Here is a 17,847-nt window from a genome sequence, read left to right as displayed (position 1 = left end):
CCGAGCCTCGCAAAACGCGCTGAGAACGATTGACCGCGCTTCGGCGGGGCGCGTTGCCGGTGGACCTCGGTGTGCCTAGGCTGCGCCCAGGCAGAGGACTAGGAATCGGGAAGGCGATGTCGACACCGGAGCACGCGGGTCAGGCGTGGGGACCACCTCCACCACCCCCGCAACCGTCCGGTGTGCCGCGCGCCTCGGTCGAGCTGAGCCTCGCCCCGCACGCCGCACCCGCTGACGAAGACGCGACCGAGCAGGTCGCGGGCGATATCGGGCCGACGGGCCGCCCGCTGCGCCACGTCGCCGACCCACCGCTCGTCGCCAGGCACGGCCCGGCGAAGATCCTCGCGGTGTGCAACCAGAAGGGCGGGGTCGGCAAGACCACGTCCACCATCAACCTCGGCGCGGCGCTGACCGAGTACGGCCGGAAGGTGCTGCTGGTCGACTTCGACCCGCAGGGCGCGCTGTCGGTCGGCCTCGGCGTGCACCCGCACCAGCTCGACCAGACGATCTACAACGTGATCATGGAGCGCGACGTCGGCGTCCGCGACGTGATCATGAGCACCCCGGTCGAGGGCATGGACCTGCTGCCCAGCAACATCGACCTGTCCGCCGCGGAGATCCAGCTGGTCTCCGAGGTGGGCCGGGAGCACACGCTGGTCCGCACGCTGCGCCCGGTCATCGAGCACTACGACTACGTGCTGGTGGACTGCCAGCCGTCGCTCGGCCTGCTCACGGTCAACGCCCTCGCGGCGGCTGACGGCGTCCTCATCCCGCTGGAGTGCGAGTTCTTCAGCCTGCGCGGGGTCGCCCTGCTGATAGACACCATCGAGAAGGTCAGGGAGCGGTTGAACCCGAAGCTGGAGATCACCGGCATCCTCGCCACCATGTACGACCCGCGCACCCTGCACTCCCGCGAGGTGATGGCGCGCGTGGTCGAGGCGTTCGGCGACGTCGTGTTCGACACGGTGATCAACCGCACCGTCCGGTTCCCGGAGACGACCGTCGCCGGCGAGCCGATCACCAGCTGGGCGCCCCGCTCGGGCGGCGCGAAGGCCTACCGCGCGTTGGCGCGCGAGGTGATCGCCCGGTGACCCGACGCCCATCACTGCCGGGCGCGTCCGAGCTGTTCCGCCTCACGACCGGCACCCCCGCCGCCGACGTGCCCGCCCAGGAGCAGTCGGCGCCGCGGCGCGGCACGGGGCGGCAGAAGCACTCGACCAAGATCACGGTGTACGTGTCCGACGAGGAGCTGCTGGCGCTGGAGCACGCGCGGCTGGCGTTGCGCGGCGAGCACGGCCTCGCGGTCGACCGCGGACGTGTGGTGCGCGAAGCCATCGCGATCGTGCTGGACGACCTCGAAGGGCACGGCGAGGAGTCGCTGCTGGTGCGTAGGTTGCGCGAGCAGTGAGCGGTGACGCACCCGAGACCGAACCCGAAGTCGCCGCGCCGGTCGAGGCAGTCGAGGCGGTGGCGCCCGCGGCACCGGACGACGGCCGGTTCAAGGTCAAGCTGACCAACTTCGAGGGGCCGTTCGACCTGCTGCTGCAGCTGATCTCGCAGCACACGCTGGACGTGACCGAGGTGGCGCTGCACACCGTCACCGACGACTTCATCGCCTACATCCGGGCGTTGGGCGACCAGTGGGACCTGGACGAGACGACCGAGTTCCTGGTCATCGCGGCGACCCTGCTCGACCTCAAGGCGGCCCGCCTGCTGCCCTCGGGCGACGTGGAGGACGAGGACGACCTGGCGCTGCTGGAGGCGCGGGACCTGCTGTTCGCGCGGCTGCTGCAGTACCGGGCGTACAAGCAGGTCGCGGCGCTGTTCGCGGAGCTGGAGCGGGGCGCGTACCGGCGCTACCCGCGGTCGGTGGCGCTGGAGCAGCGGTACGAGGGGCTGTTGCCCGAGGTGATGCTGGGGGTGGACGCCCGGCGGTTCAGCGAGATCGCCGCGGTCGTGTTCCGGCCCAAGCCGCCGCCGACGGTGTCGACCTCGCACATCCACCAGCACCGGGTCTCGGTGCGCGAGCACGCGGACCTGCTGCGGGCGCGGTTGGCGGAGCTGGGGACGGCCACGTTCGCCGAGCTGATCGCCGAGTGCGCGGAGACCATGGAGGTCGTGGCGCGGTTCCTGGCGCTGCTGGAGCTGTACCGGGAGCAGTCGCTGGCCTTCGAGCAGCCCGATCCGCTCGGCGAGCTGCGCATCACGTGGGTCGGCGGCACGATCGAACAGGCGCAGGCGCAGGCCCGCGACGAGGACGAGGAGTACGGGTGAGCGACCACGCAGCGACCGGCCCCGGGCCGGCCGGGGCCGACGAGCCGGTGGTCGGGCCCGACGTGGCGGTGGAGTCGGTCGCGGCCGGGTTCGAGCAGGTCACGGACGCGGACGCCGGCGTGCCGGGGTCCGGTGCGGTCGGGGAGTCGGGGATGTTGCCGTTGGCCGTGGAGCCCGAGCCGGGTTCCGAGGACGAGGTCGAGGCGGGTGGGTTGCCGGACCTCTCCGACGACGCCGAGCTCGACGGCGCGTTGGAGTCGATCCTGCTCGTCGTGGACAGCCCGATCGCGGAGGAGCAGCTCGCGGGCGTGCTGGACCAGTCCGTGAAGCGCGTCACCGCCGCCCTGCGCCGGCTGGCCGACCGGTACACCGAGCAGGGCAGTGGCGTCGACCTGCGTAGAATCGGGGACGGCTGGCGGTTCTACACGCGGGACCGCTTCGCGCCATTCGTGGAGAAGCTGCTGCTCGACGGGCAGCGCGCCAAGCTCACCCGGGCCGCGTTGGAGACACTCGCGGTCATCGCCTACCGGCAGCCCGTGACCAGGGCCCGGATCGCGGCGGTGCGCGGGGTGAACGTGGACGGCGTCATCCGCACGCTCGTCGCGCGCGGCCTGATCGCCGAGACGGGCACGGACTCCGACACGGGTGGCATCCTTTACCGCACGACCGAACTGTTCCTGGAGCGGTTGGGGCTGTCGTCGTTGGGCGACCTGCCGCCGATCGCCCCCCTCCTGCCCGAAGTGGATGCGATCGACGATGTCTGACCAGGACCACAACCCCGAGGGGATCCGGCTCCAGAAGGTGCTCGCCAAGGCGGGCATCGCCTCGCGGCGGGTCGCCGAGGAGCTGATCGAACTCGGCCGCGTCCAGGTCGACGGCGAGGTGGTCCGCGAGCAGGGCCGCCGCGTCGACCCGGACACCGCGGTCGTGCACGTCGACGGCGTGCGCGTGGTGCTCAAGGAGGACGTGGTCACCATCGCGTTCAACAAGCCGCGCGGTGTCCTGTCCACCATGCACGACGACGCGCACCGACCGTGCGTCGGCGACTACCTGCACAACCGCAAGGAACGCCTGTTCCACGTCGGCAGGCTGGACGCCGACACCGAGGGCCTGCTGCTGCTGACCAACGACGGCGACCTCGCCCACCGGCTGATGCACCCGTCCTACGAGATCACCAAGACCTACCTGGCCGAGGTGCCCGGCCCGATCCCGAGGGACCTGGGCAAGCAGCTGCGCGCGGGCGTCGAGCTGGAGGACGGCCCGATCGCGGTCGACTCGTTCAAGCTGGTCTCGTCCGTGCCGGGCAAGGCGCTGGTCGAGGTGGTCCTGCACGAGGGCCGCAAGCACATCGTGCGCCGCCTGCTCGACCACGTCGGCCACCCCGTCGAGCACCTGGTCCGCACCGCGGTCGGCGAGGTGCGCCTGGGCAACCAGCGCCCCGGCTCGATGCGGGTGCTCAACCGCCAGGAAGTCGGCTCCCTCTACAAGGCCGTCGGGCTGTAGCCGGGGCAGGCGCTTGGTGGGGTCCCCCTTCACCACCAAGCGCCCCTCCCCCTGCGGAACCCTCACTCGGTTCCACCGCCATTCCTACGGCAGACGGGTTGTTCAGTGTCAGCGCGTGGACGCTGAACAGGCTTTTCTGAACAATCGCCCTCGTCGAAGGGGAGGGCGACGAAGCGATGGCCAGATCGGAGAGCCCCTTACGGGCGGACAGCCGTGACCTCGGCGAGTTCGCCGCCGACCTGAGAGCCCTGCGGGAACGGGCGGGCAGCCCCACGTACCGGCGGCTCGCCCGCGACGCCCACTACTCGGCGGCGGCGCTGTCGGAAGCGGCGAACGGTCGCAAGCTGCCGAGCCTCGCGGTCACGCTGGCGTACGTGCGCGCCTGCGGCGGTGACGCCGTGGCGTGGGAGTCGCGCTGGCGCGCGCTGGCCGAACGGATCGCCGACGCCAACCCGCGCACCCCGCCGGAGACGACCGAGGCCCCGTACACCGGGTTGGCGGCGTTCCAGGTGCGTGACGCGGACCGGTTCTTCGGCCGCGACCGCGTCGTGCGCGAGCTGACGGGTCTCGTCGCGCAACGCCGGTTCGCCGGGGTGTTCGGCGCGTCCGGCTCGGGCAAGTCGTCGGTGCTGCGGGCGGGCCTGGCGGCGACGTGGGGCCGGTGCTCGGTCGTGCTCACGCCCGGCGCGCGGCCGGTGCAGGAGCTGGCGGTGCGGGTCGCCGCGAGCACCGGCGGTGACGCGCCCGCGCTGGCCGCCGAGTTCACCGCGTACCCGGAGAACCTGCACCTGCGCGTGCGGCAGGCGCTCGTCGGCGGCGACGACGACCTGCTGATCGTGGTCGACCAGTTCGAAGAGGTCTTCACGCTGTGCCAGGACCCCGCCGAACGGGCCGCGTTCATCGCCGCGCTGACCACCGCCACGTCCGCGCCGACCAGCCGCACGCGCGTGGTGCTCGGCGTGCGGGCCGACTTCCTCGGCCACTGCGGCCAGTACCCGGAGCTGGTGGAGGCGCTGCGCGGCGGGCACGTCCTGGTCGGGCCGATGTCCGCGGACGAGCTGCGCGAGGCGATCGTGTCGCCCGCCGTCGCGGTCGGCTGCAAGGTGGAGACCGCGCTGGTCACGCGCCTGGTCGCGGACGCGGCGGGCCAGCCCGCGGTGCTGCCGCTGGTGTCGCACGCGTTGCTGGAGACGTGGCGCCGGCGGCGCGGTGTCGCGCTGACCCTGGCCGGCTACGAGGAGGTCGGCGGGGTCGAGCACTCGATCGCGCGCAGCGCCGAGCACGTCTACACGGCCATGAGCCCGGCCCGGCAGCTGATCGCCAAGCAGGTGTTCCTGCGGCTGATCGCGGTCGGCGAGGGCACCGAGGACACCAAGCGCCGCGTCGCCCGCGCCGAGGTCGACCACCCCGAGGTGCTGGCCGCGTTGGCGCAGGCCCGGCTGGTGGTGCTGGACCGGGACACGGTGGAGCTGGCGCACGAGGCGTTGATCCGCAACTGGCCGCGGCTGCGCGACTGGATCGCCGAGGACCGGGCGGGCCTGCGGGTGCAGCGGATGCTGACCGAGGCCGCGCACACCTGGGAGTCGCTGGACCGCGATCCCGGCGCGCTGTACCGGGGCACCCGGCTGGCGTTGGCGCGCGAGTGGGTCGACGGCACCCGCGGACCACGGCTCACGCCGGGCGAGATCCGGTTCCTCGAGGCCAGCGTCGCCGCGGACGACGCGGTGCGCGCCGTCGAGCTCGGGCGCACCCGGAGGTTGCGGCAGCTGGTGTCGGTGATGGCCGTGCTGCTGGTGCTGGCGTCCAGCGCGATCGTGTTCGCCGTCGTCGCCGAGCGGTCCGCGACCGAGCAGCGCAACATCGCGTTGGCGCACAAGGTGATCACCCAGGCCGCCGCGCTGCGCGACACCGACCCGGCGCTGTCGTTGCAGCTCACCCTGGCCGCGCACCGGCTCGCGCCGCTGCCCGAGACGCGGGACGCGTTGTACGGCGCGTTCACCGAGCCCTACGCGACCCGGATCATCGCGGTGCGCTCGGCGGCGGTCAGCCCGACCGGCACGCTGCTCGCCGTCACCGACGACACCAGCGTGCAGGACGTGCGGCTGGTGGACATCTCGGACCCGCGCCGCCCGGAGCACCGCGGCGTGCTGGCCGGGCTGACCGACCCGTGGGTGCTGGCGTTCAGCGACGACGGCCGGTGGCTCGCCGGGGCGTCCGCGAAGGCCATCGTGGTGTGGCGGGTGGCGGACCCGCGCCGACCCGTGGTCGTGCACCGGCTGGTCGACGCGGGCGAGCGGACGTCGGACCTGGCGTTCTCGCCCGACGCCCGGTACCTGGTCGCGGGCTTCGTCGCCGGCCGGGCGCGGGCGTGGGACCTGGCCGCGGGCGCCGAGCCGGTGCCGCTGCCGCAGACCGGCGGGTCGACCAGGGTGGCCTTCGTGTCCGGGCACGTGGTGGCGGTCGTGTCCGGCGACGTGGTGCACGCGGTCGACGTGGCCACCGGCGCGTCCGGGGTGCTGGTCGGCGGCGTCGGCCCGGTCACCGCGCTGGCGGTCGGCGACGACGGCCGGGTGCTCGCGACGGCGGGGGAGGACCGGGTGGTGCGGCTGTGGGAGGTCGCCGATCCCCGCCGGACCGCCCGGCAGGTGACGGCGCTGCGGCACGGCGGCGACGTGCGCGCGCTGGCGTTCAACGACGACGCGCGGGTGCTGGCCACGGCGGGGGACGACCGCTCCGCCCGGCTGTGGGACGTCACCGACCGGGACGCGCCGGTCGAGGCCACCGCGGTCGACGGCCACCTCGGCCCGGTCACCGCGGTCGCCTTCGCCGCCGGCGGACGGGCCCTGGTCACCGCGGGGACCGACCGGTCCGTCCGGCTCACCGACCTCACCGACCTGCCGGTCGCGCACCGCGCCACGGTGCGCTCGGTCACGGTCGCCGCCGATCGCCCCCTCGCCGCCACCGTGGACGTCGACGGCGTGCTGCGGCTCGTCGACATCTCCCCGCCGCGCGGCCCGCGCACCGCCTGGCCGCTGACCGCGCACCCGGGCCGGGTCCGCGCCGCCGCGCTCAGCCCGGACGGCGAGCACCTGGTCACCGTCGCCGACGACGGGCCGGTGCGGGTGTGGCGCACCGCCAACCTCGCCTCACCCGACCTGGTCGGCGAGGCGGGCCGGGCGCACGTGGTGGCGTTCAGCCCGAAGGGCACGCACTTCGTCACCGGCGCGTTCGACGACGGCGTGCCGCGCTTGTGGAACGTGGCGACCCTGGCGCAGGTCGCCGAGATCGCCGACGGGCGGGACGCCGGAGCGCCGGTCGCCGCGCTGGCGTTCGACGGCGACGGCGACCGGTTGGTCGTGGCCAGGGCCGGCGGCGCGGTCGAGGAGTGGGACACGACCGTCCCGCTGTGGCCCGAGCGGCGGCGGCGGGACGTGCTGGACGTCCGGTCGCCGGCCGAGGTGGCGTCGGCGGCCGGCGCGATGGCGACGGTGGGGTCCGACGGCGAGGCCGTGCTGTGGCGGGAGGTCGAGCCGGGGCACGGCGCCGCCGACTCGGACGTGCGGTTCGCCTCCGCCGAGCCGCTGGGGTCGGCGGTGCGCGCGGTCGCGGCGGCGGGGACCCTCGTCGCGGTCGCCGGCGCCGACGGGACGGTGCGCGTGCACGACGTGGCGGGCGACGGGCCCGCCCGGCAGGTGGCCGTGTTCGCCGCGCACTCCTCGGGCGTCAACTCGGTGGCGTTCACGTCCGACCGGCGCACGCTCGTCAGCGCGGGCGACTCGGTGCTGCGGTTCTGGGAGACCGGCCTGGACGCGGTGGTGGACCGGATCTGCGCCACCGCGCACCCCGGGATCACCGCGCGGCAGTGGGAGGTCCACTTCCCCGACTTGCCCTACGACCCGCCCTGTGCCAACCCCTAGTTCCACTGAGCGGAAGGCGAGGAGATCGGCCCCGCCACCTGCGGGCCGGCGTTGCAAGATCACATCATGAAGTTTTCCCGCCACTCATTGTGGCGGGGGACTTCACTCTCTAGATTGAGCCGGGTTAGTCGGGGTTGATCAACTGGGAAGAGGCGTTTGCGCGTGCGTGCGCTCACCCGAGGACTGCTCGGTGTGGCCGGGTTCCTCGTCATCTGGGAGCTGGTCGGCCGGTTCCGGCTGGTTCCCTCGGAGTACTTGCCACCGCCGTCCGTCGTAGCGGTGGAACTCGTGAAGTTGTTGGGGGATGAGGCTTTCCTGCGGGACGTCATCGCGACGGTCCTCGCCGTGCTCATCGCCGTGGCGCTGTCGGTCGGGATCGCCGTCCCGCTCGGCCTCGTCCTGGGCAGCGTGGCGCCCGTCCGGCACGCGACCCGCGCCGTTGTCGAGTTCCTGCGCCCCATCCCGTCGGTGGCGCTGATCCCGCTGGCGGTGCTGCTGCTCGGCATCGGACCCGAAACCAAGATCACCCTCGCGGTGTACGCGGCGATCTGGCCCATCCTGTTCAACACCATCTACGCGCTCGACGAGCTCGACCCCCTGCTGGTCGAGACCGCGCGGGCGTTCGGCTCCGGCCGGGTGCGCGTGCTCGCGTCGGTCGCCCTGCCCAGCGCGTTGCCGTTCGTGCTGACCGGCATCCGGCTCGCCGCCACGACGAGCCTGGTCGTGATCGTCAGCGTGGAGCTGCTGGAAGGCGGCTCCGGCGGCATCGGGCAGTACATCGCGATCGCGCGCAGCGGCGCGGGCCGGATGGACATCGTCCTGGCCGGCACGGTGGTCGCGGGCATCATCGGCTACGTGCTCAACGAAGGGCTGGAACGCGCGCAGCGCCGCTGGGTCGGCTGGAGCGCGGTCACCGGAGGTCGGTCGTGAGTCGATTCCTGCAGCGGTGGGCGGTGTTCGCGGGCCTCGTCGTGGTCTGGGAACTGCTCACCTGGTACGCCGACGACACGTTCTTCCCCCGCCCCACCGAGATCGCCGTGGCCGCGCACGACCTGTGGTTCTCCGGACCGGCCGGTGACCTGTTCCTCACCGACACGGTGTTCGACCACGTGTTCCCGAGCATCGGCCGGCTGCTCGCCGGCTGGGGCATCGCGGCCGTCGTCGGCATCTCGCTCGGCGTGGCGCTCGGTCGTTCCGCGACGGCCGCGGAGTACGCCGGGCCCCTGCTGACGTTCATGCGCTCGATCCCGCCGCCCCTGCTGGTGCCGGTGTTCCTGCTCGTGTTCAGCGTCGGCACCACCATGCAGCTCGCCACGATCGTCTTCGGCGTGCTGTGGCCCATCCTGCTCAACAGCATCGACGGCGCCCGCTCCGTCGACGCCACGAAGTTCGAGACCTCGGCGGTGTTCCGCATCCCCAAGCCACAGTGGATCCTCGGTGTCGTCCTGCCCTCCGCGGCGCCGAAGATCTTCGCCGGGCTGCGGGTCTCCCTGTCGCTGTCGCTGGTGCTCATGGTCGTGTCCGAACTCGTCGGAACCGACAACGGGATCGGGTCGCAACTCCTCGTCGCACAGCGGGAGTTCGACTTCCCCGACATGTGGGCCGGGATCATCCTGCTGGGTGTCCTCGGCTATGCCCTCAACACCGTGCTCCTCGCCTTCGAGCGCCAAGCCCTTGCGTGGCAACCGAAGCAGGAGCGCACCCCCGCGACGGTGGAGGAAAAAGCAGTATGACCGCGATGCTCGAAGTGGCCGACCTCGGCCACACCTACCAGGCGAAGGACGGCGCGCACACCGCGATCGCCGACCTGTCGTTCACCGTCGGCACCGGCGAGTTGGTCTGCGTCGTCGGCCCGTCCGGCTGCGGCAAGTCCACGCTGCTGCGCACCATCTCCGGGCTGATCCGCCCCACCCGCGGCGAGATCAGCCTGCACGGCAACGAGGTCCGCGGCGTGCCGGACGACCTCGCCGTGGTGTTCCAGGACTACAGCCGCTCGCTGTTCCCCTGGCTGACGGTGCAGAAGAACGTCGAGTTCCCGCTGCGCCGCACCCTGGGCCGCGCCGAGCGCCGCACGCGCGCGGCCGAGGCGCTGGAGTGGGTCGGCCTGTCGGCGGCCGGGCGCAAGTACCCGTGGCAGCTGTCCGGCGGCATGCAGCAGCGCGTCGCCATCGCCAGGGCGCTGGCCTACCGGCCCGCGCTGCTGCTGATGGACGAGCCGTTCGCCTCGGTGGACGCGCAGACCCGGTTCGAGCTGGAGGACCTGCTGCTGAAGGTCCGCACCGAGCAGGACACCACCGTGCTGGTGGTGACGCACGACATCGACGAGAGCGTCTACCTGGGCGACCGGATCCTGGTGCTCTCCACGTCGCCCGCGTCCGTGGTGGCGGACCTGAAGGTCGACCTGCCCGCCGAGCGCGACCAGATCACCACCCGCGAGTCCGAGGCGTTCGTCGCCCTGAGGGCCGAGGTGGCGCGGCTGCTGAACGTCGGCAAGACCTCCGAGGAGGTCAAGGCGCGGCGCAAGGCGAACGAGGAGCAGGCGGCGAAGTGGGCCGAGGCGGAGCGGGCGGAGGCCTCGCGCGCGGAGGCCGAGGAGCGCGCTACGACGTGACAGGCCTTTCCCAGGCCCTATAACGCCCAGCGGGCGATCCGCGGCTTGTCGGCCCTCTCAGGGCGCCGGCGCCGTGGGTCGCCCGTTGTCGTGCGCGGGGCCGCGCGGAAGCGGATTCCGGACGCGGTTTCGACGGGGATCGTTCACAACGATTCGACATCTTTCTTGCCGCGGAGGCCTTCGTCGAAGATCACCGCGCCGTCGTCGCATGATCACGCGCCGTGCGCGTCGAGCCCTTTTACGGCCGTTTCGGCGGGATGTTCCGATGGCGATTCCGGTGCGCCCGGGGCGCCGGCGAGAAGATGTCGGCGGGTGGGTCCGGGCGGCCACCGGGCGGAATCGGTGACGAATGCACCGGCCCGATGCGGGGATCGGCCGAGTCCGGTGGTGATTCGAATGTGCCGGCGATTCGATCGGGCCATCGCCTTGTTCTCCGGGTCGAGCACGCCTGAATGCCGTGGCGGAGAACAAGGCGCCGGTCTTCCGGTGTCAATGCGGGACGTCAACCGCGGCGCAGGTCCCGCTAATCGTAAGTTGTTCTTCCTAGGGCCCCACGTAGTTTTGGGCGAAATAGCCGGCCGACGACCCCGAGGCGATGAGGTGTTCGAGTCTGGCTTGGCCCAACCGGCTCAGGAACGGCTCCGGCGACCGGTGGATCATGAACACCATCCACTGCGAGAACTCCTGCGCACGCCACACGCGCCGCAGGCACACCTCCGAGTAGCTCCGCAACCCCGTCTCATCACCCGTTCGGTGGTAGCGCGCCAGGGCGTCGGCGAGCACCTCGGCGTCGTGCAACGCGAGGTTCATTCCCTTTGCCCCCACCGGGGTGATGATGTGCGCGGCGTCGCCGAGCAGGTACAGGTTGCCGTGGTTCATCGGTTCGACCACGTGGCTGCGCATGTCGAGGATCCGCTTCTCGACGATGCGCCCCTCGGTGAGCTTCCAGTCGGAGTCCCGAAGCGCCAGCCGCTTGTGCAGCTCCGCCCACACGCGCTCGTCCGGCCAGTTGTCCACGGTGTCGTCCACCGGGACCTGGAGGTAGTAGCGCGAAACCGTCGAACTGCGGAGCATATGACCCGCGAATCCGTCCGGGTGAAGTGCGTAAATCACCTTGTGGGTGGATGGCGGCGCCTCCGCCAGGATGCTCAGCCACTCGATGCCGTGCTGGTGGCTGAACTCCTGCACCGCGCCCGGCGGGATGCTGCGCCTCGTCACGCCGTGGAACCCGTCCGCGCCCGCGATGAACGAGCAGTCGAGCCGCTCCCGGGTGCCGTCGGCGTTCGTCCAGGTCAGAGCCGGTTCAGTGGACTCGATGTCGTGCAGTTCGACGTCCTTGACCGACCACCGGACGGCGCCGCCGCGCTCGTCGACGTAGTGCCGCACGAGGTCCTGGACGACCTCCTGCTGCGGGTAGATGTAGTGCGTCTGCCCGTCGTACAGGGTGGCGTAGTCCACCTCGTGCGATTCTCCGTTCACCCGGAATTCGCACGCGCCATGCCTGTCCGCCTCTCGGAGCAACCGGTCCGCGAGCCCGTGCTCGGTCAACATTTGCACCGCGCGGTGCTCCAACACCCCGGCGCGCGGCCGGGTCTCGATGTGCTCGCGGGTGCCTTTCTCCAGCACCACGCAGGGGATTCCGGCCTCGCGGAGCAGGTTCCCCAAGGTCAATCCCGCCGGGCCCGCTCCGACGATGCCCACCGGGCGCCGGTTGCTCTGTACGGCCCATTCCGCGTCAAGATCGCTCACCGCATACCCCAACCTCTGGACAGCCTGTGCAAAGATGCTCACCGAAGGTAGTGGATCAGCCTTCGAGTGTCGGTCGACTGGGGTCTTGTCGAACCACTCGTGTCACTTTGAGTGGTTCCGCAGCACCCTGTCGCTCGTGCATCCTGCCCCCGCAAAGTCTTCACTCCAACAGGAGATGCCCCCCATGACTCGAAGAGTCGGCCTCTCGGCACGAAGGATCTTCGGCGTTGTCTCCGCGGTCGCGATGCTCGCCGTCGTCTCCGGCTGCGGTCTCCTCGGTGGCTCCGAGGAGAAGCCCACCGACGCCGCCGCCGCACCGGGCAAGGTCGAAAAGGCCAAGATCACCCTTGGCCTGCTCCCCATCCTCGACGTCGCGTCGGTCCACGTCGCGATCCAGAAGAAGTACTTCCAGGAGGAGGGTCTCGAGGTCGAGATCAAGATCATCCAGGGTGGCGCCGCGGCCATCCCGGGCTTGATCAACGGCGAGCTCGACATCACCTTCGGCAACTGGGTGTCGTTCTTCGGTGCCGAGGCGAAGGAGACGGCCAAGGCCGTCGACGGGCTCAAGCTGGTCAGCGACGGCTACCAGGCCAAGCCGGAGATGTTCCTGATCCTCGCGAAGGCCGACTCGCCGATCAAGTCGCCCAAGGACCTCGAGGGCAAGACCATCGCGATCAACACGTTCCGGAACATCGCCGAGCTGACCGCGAAGGCCACGCTGGAAGCCAACGACGTCGACCCCTCCAAGGTGACGTTCAAGGAGTTCGCGTTCCCCGACATGGAGGCCGCGGTCCAGAACGGCACGGTGGACGCCGCCTTCATGGTGGAGCCGTTCATCAGCCGGGCCCAGCGGTCCAGCGGCCAGATCACCGTGCTCGACGCGGCGTCCGGCCCCACCGCGGACATCCCGATCGCGGGCTACGCCACGACCGGGAAGTTCGTGAAGGAGAACCCGAACACCGTCGCCGCGTTCCAGCGCGCGATGGCGAAGGGCCAGCGCGACGCGGCGGACCGCCCCACGGTCGAGCCGCTCCTGGTCGAGTACGCGAAGGTCGACAAGGAAACCGCCAGCCTCGTGCACTTCGGCGAGTTCCCGACCACGCTCGACGCCACCCGCCTGCAGCGCGTGGCGGGTCTGATGCGAACCTACGGCTTGCTGGAGAAGGACTTCGACGTCAAGCCGATGTTGGTCGCCGCGTCAGGTAGCTGATCCCGCGGGGAGCCCGTCGTCGGGGCCGGGCTCCCCCGCGGGTGTTTCCCGCTCGGGTCGAGGGCGTGAAAAATCCATGAACGCCGGTTAGCGATCGTTTAGCGCGCCCACCTGTGGCCCGCGCGACAATGGTTGATTTGCAAACTACCGGCGACCTCGTCCGAACGGCGGTATGACTCGGCGGGTTTTTCCACCAAGATCCACCGGGTTTGTAGGGAAGTGTCGTTTCACCGGGCTGGGGAGTGTGCTGACGGTGCGCGGTCACGACGACCACGCCTCCGGGAGAGATCCGGAGCGGATTCAACTCGACACGGGTGCCGCTGGAAGCGGTCCACCCGACTCGGGGCCCAGCACAGGCGCCGTGCCCGGCGACCGGGGAGTGTCCCGGTGGCGGCTGCGGAACTGGCGCTTGCGCAGCAAGTTGGCCGTGGTGCTCCTGGTGCCCGCGCTGAGCACGCTGACCCTCGCCGGGCTGAGGTTGAACACCCAGCTGGACGACGTGGAGCTGTTCGGCCAGGTCCAGCGGGAGCTCCAGCTGTCCGCCCAGGTGGCGGCGGTGTCCGACGCCCTGCAGCTGGAACGCGACGCCGCGGTCTGGTTCGTCGCGGGCGGTCGCCAGGAGAACGCCCCCGAGTTCCAGACGCGCTCGAGCAAGGTCGACACCGAGGTCGGCAGGCTGCGCGACGTCGCGGCCTCCACGACCGGCGTCGACGACGCGGTGCGCGAGGCGTTCCAGAAGTCGTTGCAGTCGCTGGACGGCCTCAACGCGCTGCGGAACACGGTGACCACCACCAAGTACCCCGACATCTCGGTGCACAGCGCCTACGGCCAGGTGCTGGCCGCGCTGGCGCAGGTGCACCGCGCGACCGCGAGCAGCCTGAGCAACGAGACGATCACCCCGCTGGCCGGCGCCAACCTCGCGCTCTACTCCGCGAAGGAGCAGCTGACGCAGCAGAACTCGATCCTGCTGTCGACGGCCAAGCGCGGCGAGTTCGCGCCCGGCCAGGCCAACGCGCTGCGCGCGGCGCAGTCCCGGCTGGACGCGGCGCTCACCGACTTCGCGGTCACCGCGAGCCAGGAGAACCGGCAGCTGCTGTCGGACACCGTGACCGGCACGCCGGTCGACGCGCGCAACAGCCTGGTGCAGCTGGCGCTGGTGCAGCAGGCCGACGCCGGCGAGGTGTCCATTTCGGACGGCGACGTCATGGCGGTCGGCGAGGAGACCGCGGCGCTGCTGCGGCAGGTGTCGCAGGACCTGGAGCGGCAGGCCGACCAGGCCTCGATCGACCTGACCGAGGCGGCCCGCGCGTCCGCGTGGCGCGACGCGGCGCTGGTCGCCGTCGCGCTGGTGATCGCGTTCGCCCTCATGGCCTTCGTCGCCCGCTCGATGCTGACGCCGCTGCGCGTGCTGCGCCGCACCGCGCTGGACGTGGCCCGCAACCGCCTGCCGGACGCGATCAAGCGGATCCGGACGCACCGCGACCCGGCGCGCGCCGCGGAAGAGGCGCTGGTGCCGGTGCCCATCAACACGACCGAAGAGGTCGGCCAGGTGGCCCGGGCGTTCGACGCCGTGCAGCGCGAGGCCGTCCGCCTGGCGGTCGAGCAGGTGGCGCTGCGCGCGAACGTCAACGACATGTTCATCAACCTGTCCCGGCGCTCGCAGGCGCTGGTCGAGCGGCAGATCACCGTCATCGACCGGCTGGAGCAGGACGAGCAGGACCCCGACCAGCTGGCCAGCCTGTTCGAGCTGGACCACCTGGCCACCCAGATGCGCCGCAACAGCGAGAACCTGCTGGTGCTCTCCGGCACCACGGTCAACCGCCGCGTCACCCGGCCGGTGCCGATCTCCGAGGTGCTCGGCGCCGCGGTGTCCGAGGTGGAGAAGTACGCCCGGATCCAGATCGCGCCCGCGCCGGAGCTGAAGGTGCAGGGCCGCGTCGTCAACGACCTCGCGCACCTCATCGCCGAGCTGCTGGACAACGCGACCGCGTTCTCCAAGCCCACCACCAAGGTCACCGTGCGGGCGATCGAGACCCGGCGCGGCGAGGTGTCCATCCGCATCCACGACCGCGGTGTCGGCATGCAGGAGCAGGACGTGATCGAGGCCAACACCAAGCTCGCCGACCCGCCCGAGGTCGACGTGTCGGTGGCCCGCGAGATGGGCCTGTACGTGGTCGGCCAGCTCGCCAAGCGGCACAACATCCGGGTCACGTTGAGCAACAACGACGACATAGAGGGTGGCGTCACGGCGCAGGTCGTGCTCCCGATGGACCTGCTGCACCGCGGTCCCGAGCCGCTCGCGCCCCGGCCGGTGCCCGCCGCGCTGCCGCAGCGCCAGGCCGCGCCGCAGCTGGAGGAGAGCGGTGTCGGCGTGCTCGCGGGCGTGCCCAAGTGGACGCCGGAGATCGCGCCCGGCGGCTACGCGCCGCTGGAGCTGCCCGCCTCGACCGGACCTCAGGTCGTGCACACGCACGAGGCCGAGCCCAACGGGTACTTCCAGGTCGAGCAGACCCCGGTGGACGACCTGTTCACCGCCACCGTGACGGAGACCGTGCCGCCGCCCGGCGAAGAGGTGCCGGACTACTCGTACCCGCCCTCGGCCGCGCGGCCACCGGCGCCCGAGCCGGCCGCGGTCGAGCGGGAGGAGGACGACGCCTCCACCCAGCGGCTGCCGATCTACGAGGACGTGCTGTCGCGCTGGTTCCAGGGCGGCGAGGCCGAGGGCGGCGTGGTGCGCGGCGAGGTCGACCACCAGCCGTCCGCCGTGCCGCCGGAGACCGCGTCCGAGCGGACGATGTTCGCCGACCGCGCCGAGCTGATGGGCACCGACGGCGGCCACGTCGGCACGGCGTCGGAGCAGACCGCGTACACCGACCGGTCCGACCTGATCACCCCGCCGCCCGCGCCGACGACCAGGCCGAAGCCGCCCGAGCCGCGCGGCTCGACCCCGGCCGGCCTGCCCAAGCGCGAGCCCGCGCCGTCGGCGATCCCGTCCTCCGGCGCGTCGGCCGGTCCCGGCTGGGGCGCGGCGGCGGACGACAGCTGGACGCGGGCGACCAGCGCGCTCAAGGCGCCGGTGGACGACACGACCACCGCGGGCCTGCCCAAGCGCGTGCCCAAGGCGCGCCTGATGCCCGGTTCGCTGTCCGCGCCCTCCTCGCGCGGCTCGGCGCCCGCCCCGGCGGCGGCGCAGCCGTCGGCGAACGGCGCCACGTCGGCCGGCGTGGCCACCGCCGTGCCGCCGCGCAGGTCCGCCGACCGGTTGCGCCAGCGCTTCGCCACCTACCAGCGAGGTGTGCAACTCGGCCGCCAGGCGGGCGATGACGCCGGCATGCCGTGGGAAGGCGTGTCGTTCGACGACAACACCCCCGCCAACGGCGGGAATCAGACCAAGGAGCAGAAGTGACCACCGCAACCGAGGAACTCGAGAACTTCAGTTGGCTGGTCGATGACTTCGTCGCCCGGGTCGCGGGCGTCGCGCACGCGATCGTGGTCTCCGCGGACGGCCTGCTGCTCGCGTCCTCGGAGCGGTTGCCGATCGACCGCGCCGAGCAGCTCGCGGCCGTCGCGTCGGGCCTGGTGAGCCTGAACCTCGGCGCGGCGCGCTGCTTCGAGGCGGGTGACGTCAAGCAGACCGTGGTGGAGATGGAGCGGGGCTACCTGTTCCTGATGTCCATCAGCGACGGCTCGTGCCTGGCCGTGCTCGCGGCGCCGAACTGCGACATCGGCCTGATCGGCTACGCGATGACGCGGCTGGTCGAGCGGGTCGGCGTCCAGCTCACCCCGGAGATCCGCTCGCAGTTGCACGTCGCCATGCGCGGCTGAGGTCCCACCACCCGGCGAGGTCCTACTACTAGGGAAAGCAGAGCAACATGAGCGGTGGCGCTCCCGACCGGCCGGGGTCACCCGCGGCGAGCCTGACCGTCACGTCGACGAAGATCGTGGTGGCCGGCGGGTTCGGTGTCGGCAAGACGACCTTCGTCGGGTCGGTGTCGGAAATCGTGCCGCTGACCACCGAGGCGGTGATGACCGAGGCCAGCGTCGGCGTGGACGACCTCTCGGCCACGCCCAACAAGATGACCACCACGGTGGCCATGGACTTCGGCCGGGTGTCGCTGGACAGCGACCTCATCCTCTACCTGTTCGGCACACCCGGTCAGCACCGGTTCTGGTTCATGTGGGACGACCTGGTGAAGGGCGCGATCGGCGCGGTCGTGCTGGTGGACACCCGCCGGTTGGCGGACGCGTTCGCCTCCATCGACTTCTTCGAGGACCGCGAGCTGCCGTACGTGATCGGCGTGAACTGCTTCGACGGCCTGCTGCACCACCGCATCGAGGACATCCGGGAGGCGCTGACGATCGACGAGTCGGTGCCGATCGTGCCCTGCGACGCGCGCAACCGGCAGTCGACCAAGCAGACGCTCATCACGCTGGTGCAGCACGCGATGCGGCAGCCGATGTTCGCCTGACCCACCCCGCGCGACGGGCCGCGACCAACTTCCCGAGGTCGCCGTAATTGCTCAACGCACGCCTGGTCAGCTTCACGAATTCGGTCGGGTCGAGCGGGGCGCGCCGGGGCAGCG

At 71.6% G+C, this 17,847-nt stretch carries 14 protein-coding genes; 13 read left to right on the top strand and 1 reads right to left on the bottom strand.

The genetic code is table 11. The features are described from left to right. The first annotated feature begins 116 nt into the window (after positions 1–116). The 9 genes from ABTZ99_RS37555 to ABTZ99_RS37515 all read left to right on the top strand — a co-directional run bounded on the left by ABTZ99_RS37555 (position 117) and on the right by ABTZ99_RS37515 (position 10,305). Positions 117–1,091 carry a ParA family protein gene (locus ABTZ99_RS37555; RefSeq protein WP_498783370.1) on the top strand — a complete coding sequence of 325 codons (975 nt, stop codon included), beginning with the start codon at positions 117–119 and terminating at the stop codon, positions 1,089–1,091. Beyond that, positions 1,088–1,408, top strand: coding sequence for a hypothetical protein (locus ABTZ99_RS37550; protein WP_498783372.1), 321 nt, complete (start codon positions 1,088–1,090; stop codon positions 1,406–1,408). The genes ABTZ99_RS37555 and ABTZ99_RS37550 overlap by 4 nt, the downstream gene beginning before the upstream one ends. Then, positions 1,405–2,274 (top strand): segregation and condensation protein A, encoded by an 870-nt coding sequence (locus ABTZ99_RS37545; RefSeq protein WP_498783374.1) that lies wholly within the window; start codon positions 1,405–1,407, stop codon positions 2,272–2,274. Before ABTZ99_RS37550 ends, ABTZ99_RS37545 begins: the two co-directional genes overlap by 4 nt. After that, complete coding sequence (scpB, locus tag ABTZ99_RS37540; RefSeq protein ID WP_499617901.1) at positions 2,271–3,038, top strand: SMC-Scp complex subunit ScpB; 768 nt, start codon at positions 2,271–2,273, stop codon at positions 3,036–3,038. The genes ABTZ99_RS37545 and scpB overlap by 4 nt, the downstream gene beginning before the upstream one ends. Further along, a complete protein-coding gene (locus tag ABTZ99_RS37535) occupies positions 3,031–3,777 on the top strand; it encodes a pseudouridine synthase (RefSeq protein WP_498783378.1) in 747 nt (248 codons plus the stop codon). The genes scpB and ABTZ99_RS37535 overlap by 8 nt, the downstream gene beginning before the upstream one ends. A gap of 176 nt (positions 3,778–3,953) precedes the next feature. Further along, positions 3,954–7,694, top strand: coding sequence for an nSTAND1 domain-containing NTPase (locus tag ABTZ99_RS37530; protein ID WP_499617900.1), 3,741 nt, complete (start codon positions 3,954–3,956; stop codon positions 7,692–7,694). 162 nt (positions 7,695–7,856) lie between these two features. Then, entirely contained in the window at positions 7,857–8,624 is a 768-nt protein-coding gene (locus ABTZ99_RS37525) for an ABC transporter permease (protein ID WP_498783382.1), read from the top strand. Then, positions 8,621–9,427, top strand: a complete 807-nt coding sequence (locus tag ABTZ99_RS37520) for an ABC transporter permease (RefSeq protein ID WP_498783384.1) — start codon at positions 8,621–8,623, stop codon at positions 9,425–9,427. Before ABTZ99_RS37525 ends, ABTZ99_RS37520 begins: the two co-directional genes overlap by 4 nt. Beyond that, positions 9,424–10,305 (top strand): ABC transporter ATP-binding protein, encoded by an 882-nt coding sequence (locus ABTZ99_RS37515; RefSeq protein ID WP_498783386.1) that lies wholly within the window; start codon positions 9,424–9,426, stop codon positions 10,303–10,305. The genes ABTZ99_RS37520 and ABTZ99_RS37515 overlap by 4 nt, the downstream gene beginning before the upstream one ends. Positions 10,306–10,848: 543 nt before the next feature. Here the strand turns inward: ABTZ99_RS37515 and ABTZ99_RS37510 are convergent. Continuing rightward, on the bottom strand, positions 10,849–12,096 hold the full coding sequence (locus ABTZ99_RS37510) for a 4-hydroxybenzoate 3-monooxygenase (RefSeq protein ID WP_499617899.1): 1,248 nt from the start codon (positions 12,094–12,096) through the stop codon (positions 10,849–10,851). Positions 12,097–12,238: 142 nt separating this feature from the next. On the opposite strand from ABTZ99_RS37510, the gene ABTZ99_RS37505 reads away from it, so the two are divergent. The 4 genes from ABTZ99_RS37505 (at position 12,239) to ABTZ99_RS37490 (ending at position 17,733) form a co-directional block, all read left to right on the top strand. Continuing rightward, a complete protein-coding gene (locus ABTZ99_RS37505; RefSeq protein WP_499617898.1) occupies positions 12,239–13,264 on the top strand; it encodes an ABC transporter substrate-binding protein in 1,026 nt (341 codons plus the stop codon). Between the two features lie 409 nt (positions 13,265–13,673). Then, complete coding sequence (locus tag ABTZ99_RS37500) at positions 13,674–16,670, top strand: nitrate- and nitrite sensing domain-containing protein (protein WP_498783391.1); 2,997 nt, start codon at positions 13,674–13,676, stop codon at positions 16,668–16,670. Continuing rightward, a complete protein-coding gene (locus ABTZ99_RS37495; protein ID WP_053721145.1) occupies positions 16,667–17,089 on the top strand; it encodes a roadblock/LC7 domain-containing protein in 423 nt (140 codons plus the stop codon). The genes ABTZ99_RS37500 and ABTZ99_RS37495 overlap by 4 nt, the downstream gene beginning before the upstream one ends. A gap of 47 nt (positions 17,090–17,136) precedes the next feature. Continuing rightward, complete coding sequence (locus ABTZ99_RS37490; protein WP_498783393.1) at positions 17,137–17,733, top strand: GTP-binding protein; 597 nt, start codon at positions 17,137–17,139, stop codon at positions 17,731–17,733. The last annotated feature ends 114 nt before the right edge of the window (positions 17,734–17,847 follow it).

The organism is Actinosynnema sp. NPDC002837 (assembly GCF_040295345.1).
Lineage (GTDB): Bacteria > Actinomycetota > Actinomycetes > Mycobacteriales > Pseudonocardiaceae > Actinosynnema.
Note: the sequence above shows the minus strand (reverse complement) of the source record. Positions and strands in the feature narration are given on the sequence as shown.

What these genes read in the sequence shown, in the direction of transcription:
- ABTZ99_RS37490 (WP_498783393.1), top strand. Translation starts at nt 17,137, where the DNA reads ATGAGCGGTGGCGCTCCCGACCGGCCGGGGTCACCCGCGGCGAGCCTG.
- ABTZ99_RS37505 (WP_499617898.1), top strand. Translation starts at nt 12,239, where the DNA reads ATGACTCGAAGAGTCGGCCTCTCGGCACGAAGGATCTTCGGCGTTGTC.
- ABTZ99_RS37535 (WP_498783378.1), top strand. Translation starts at nt 3,031, where the DNA reads ATGTCTGACCAGGACCACAACCCCGAGGGGATCCGGCTCCAGAAGGTG.
- ABTZ99_RS37515 (WP_498783386.1), top strand. Translation starts at nt 9,424, where the DNA reads ATGACCGCGATGCTCGAAGTGGCCGACCTCGGCCACACCTACCAGGCG.
- ABTZ99_RS37530 (WP_499617900.1), top strand. Translation starts at nt 3,954, where the DNA reads ATGGCCAGATCGGAGAGCCCCTTACGGGCGGACAGCCGTGACCTCGGC.
- ABTZ99_RS37555 (WP_498783370.1), top strand. Translation starts at nt 117, where the DNA reads ATGTCGACACCGGAGCACGCGGGTCAGGCGTGGGGACCACCTCCACCA.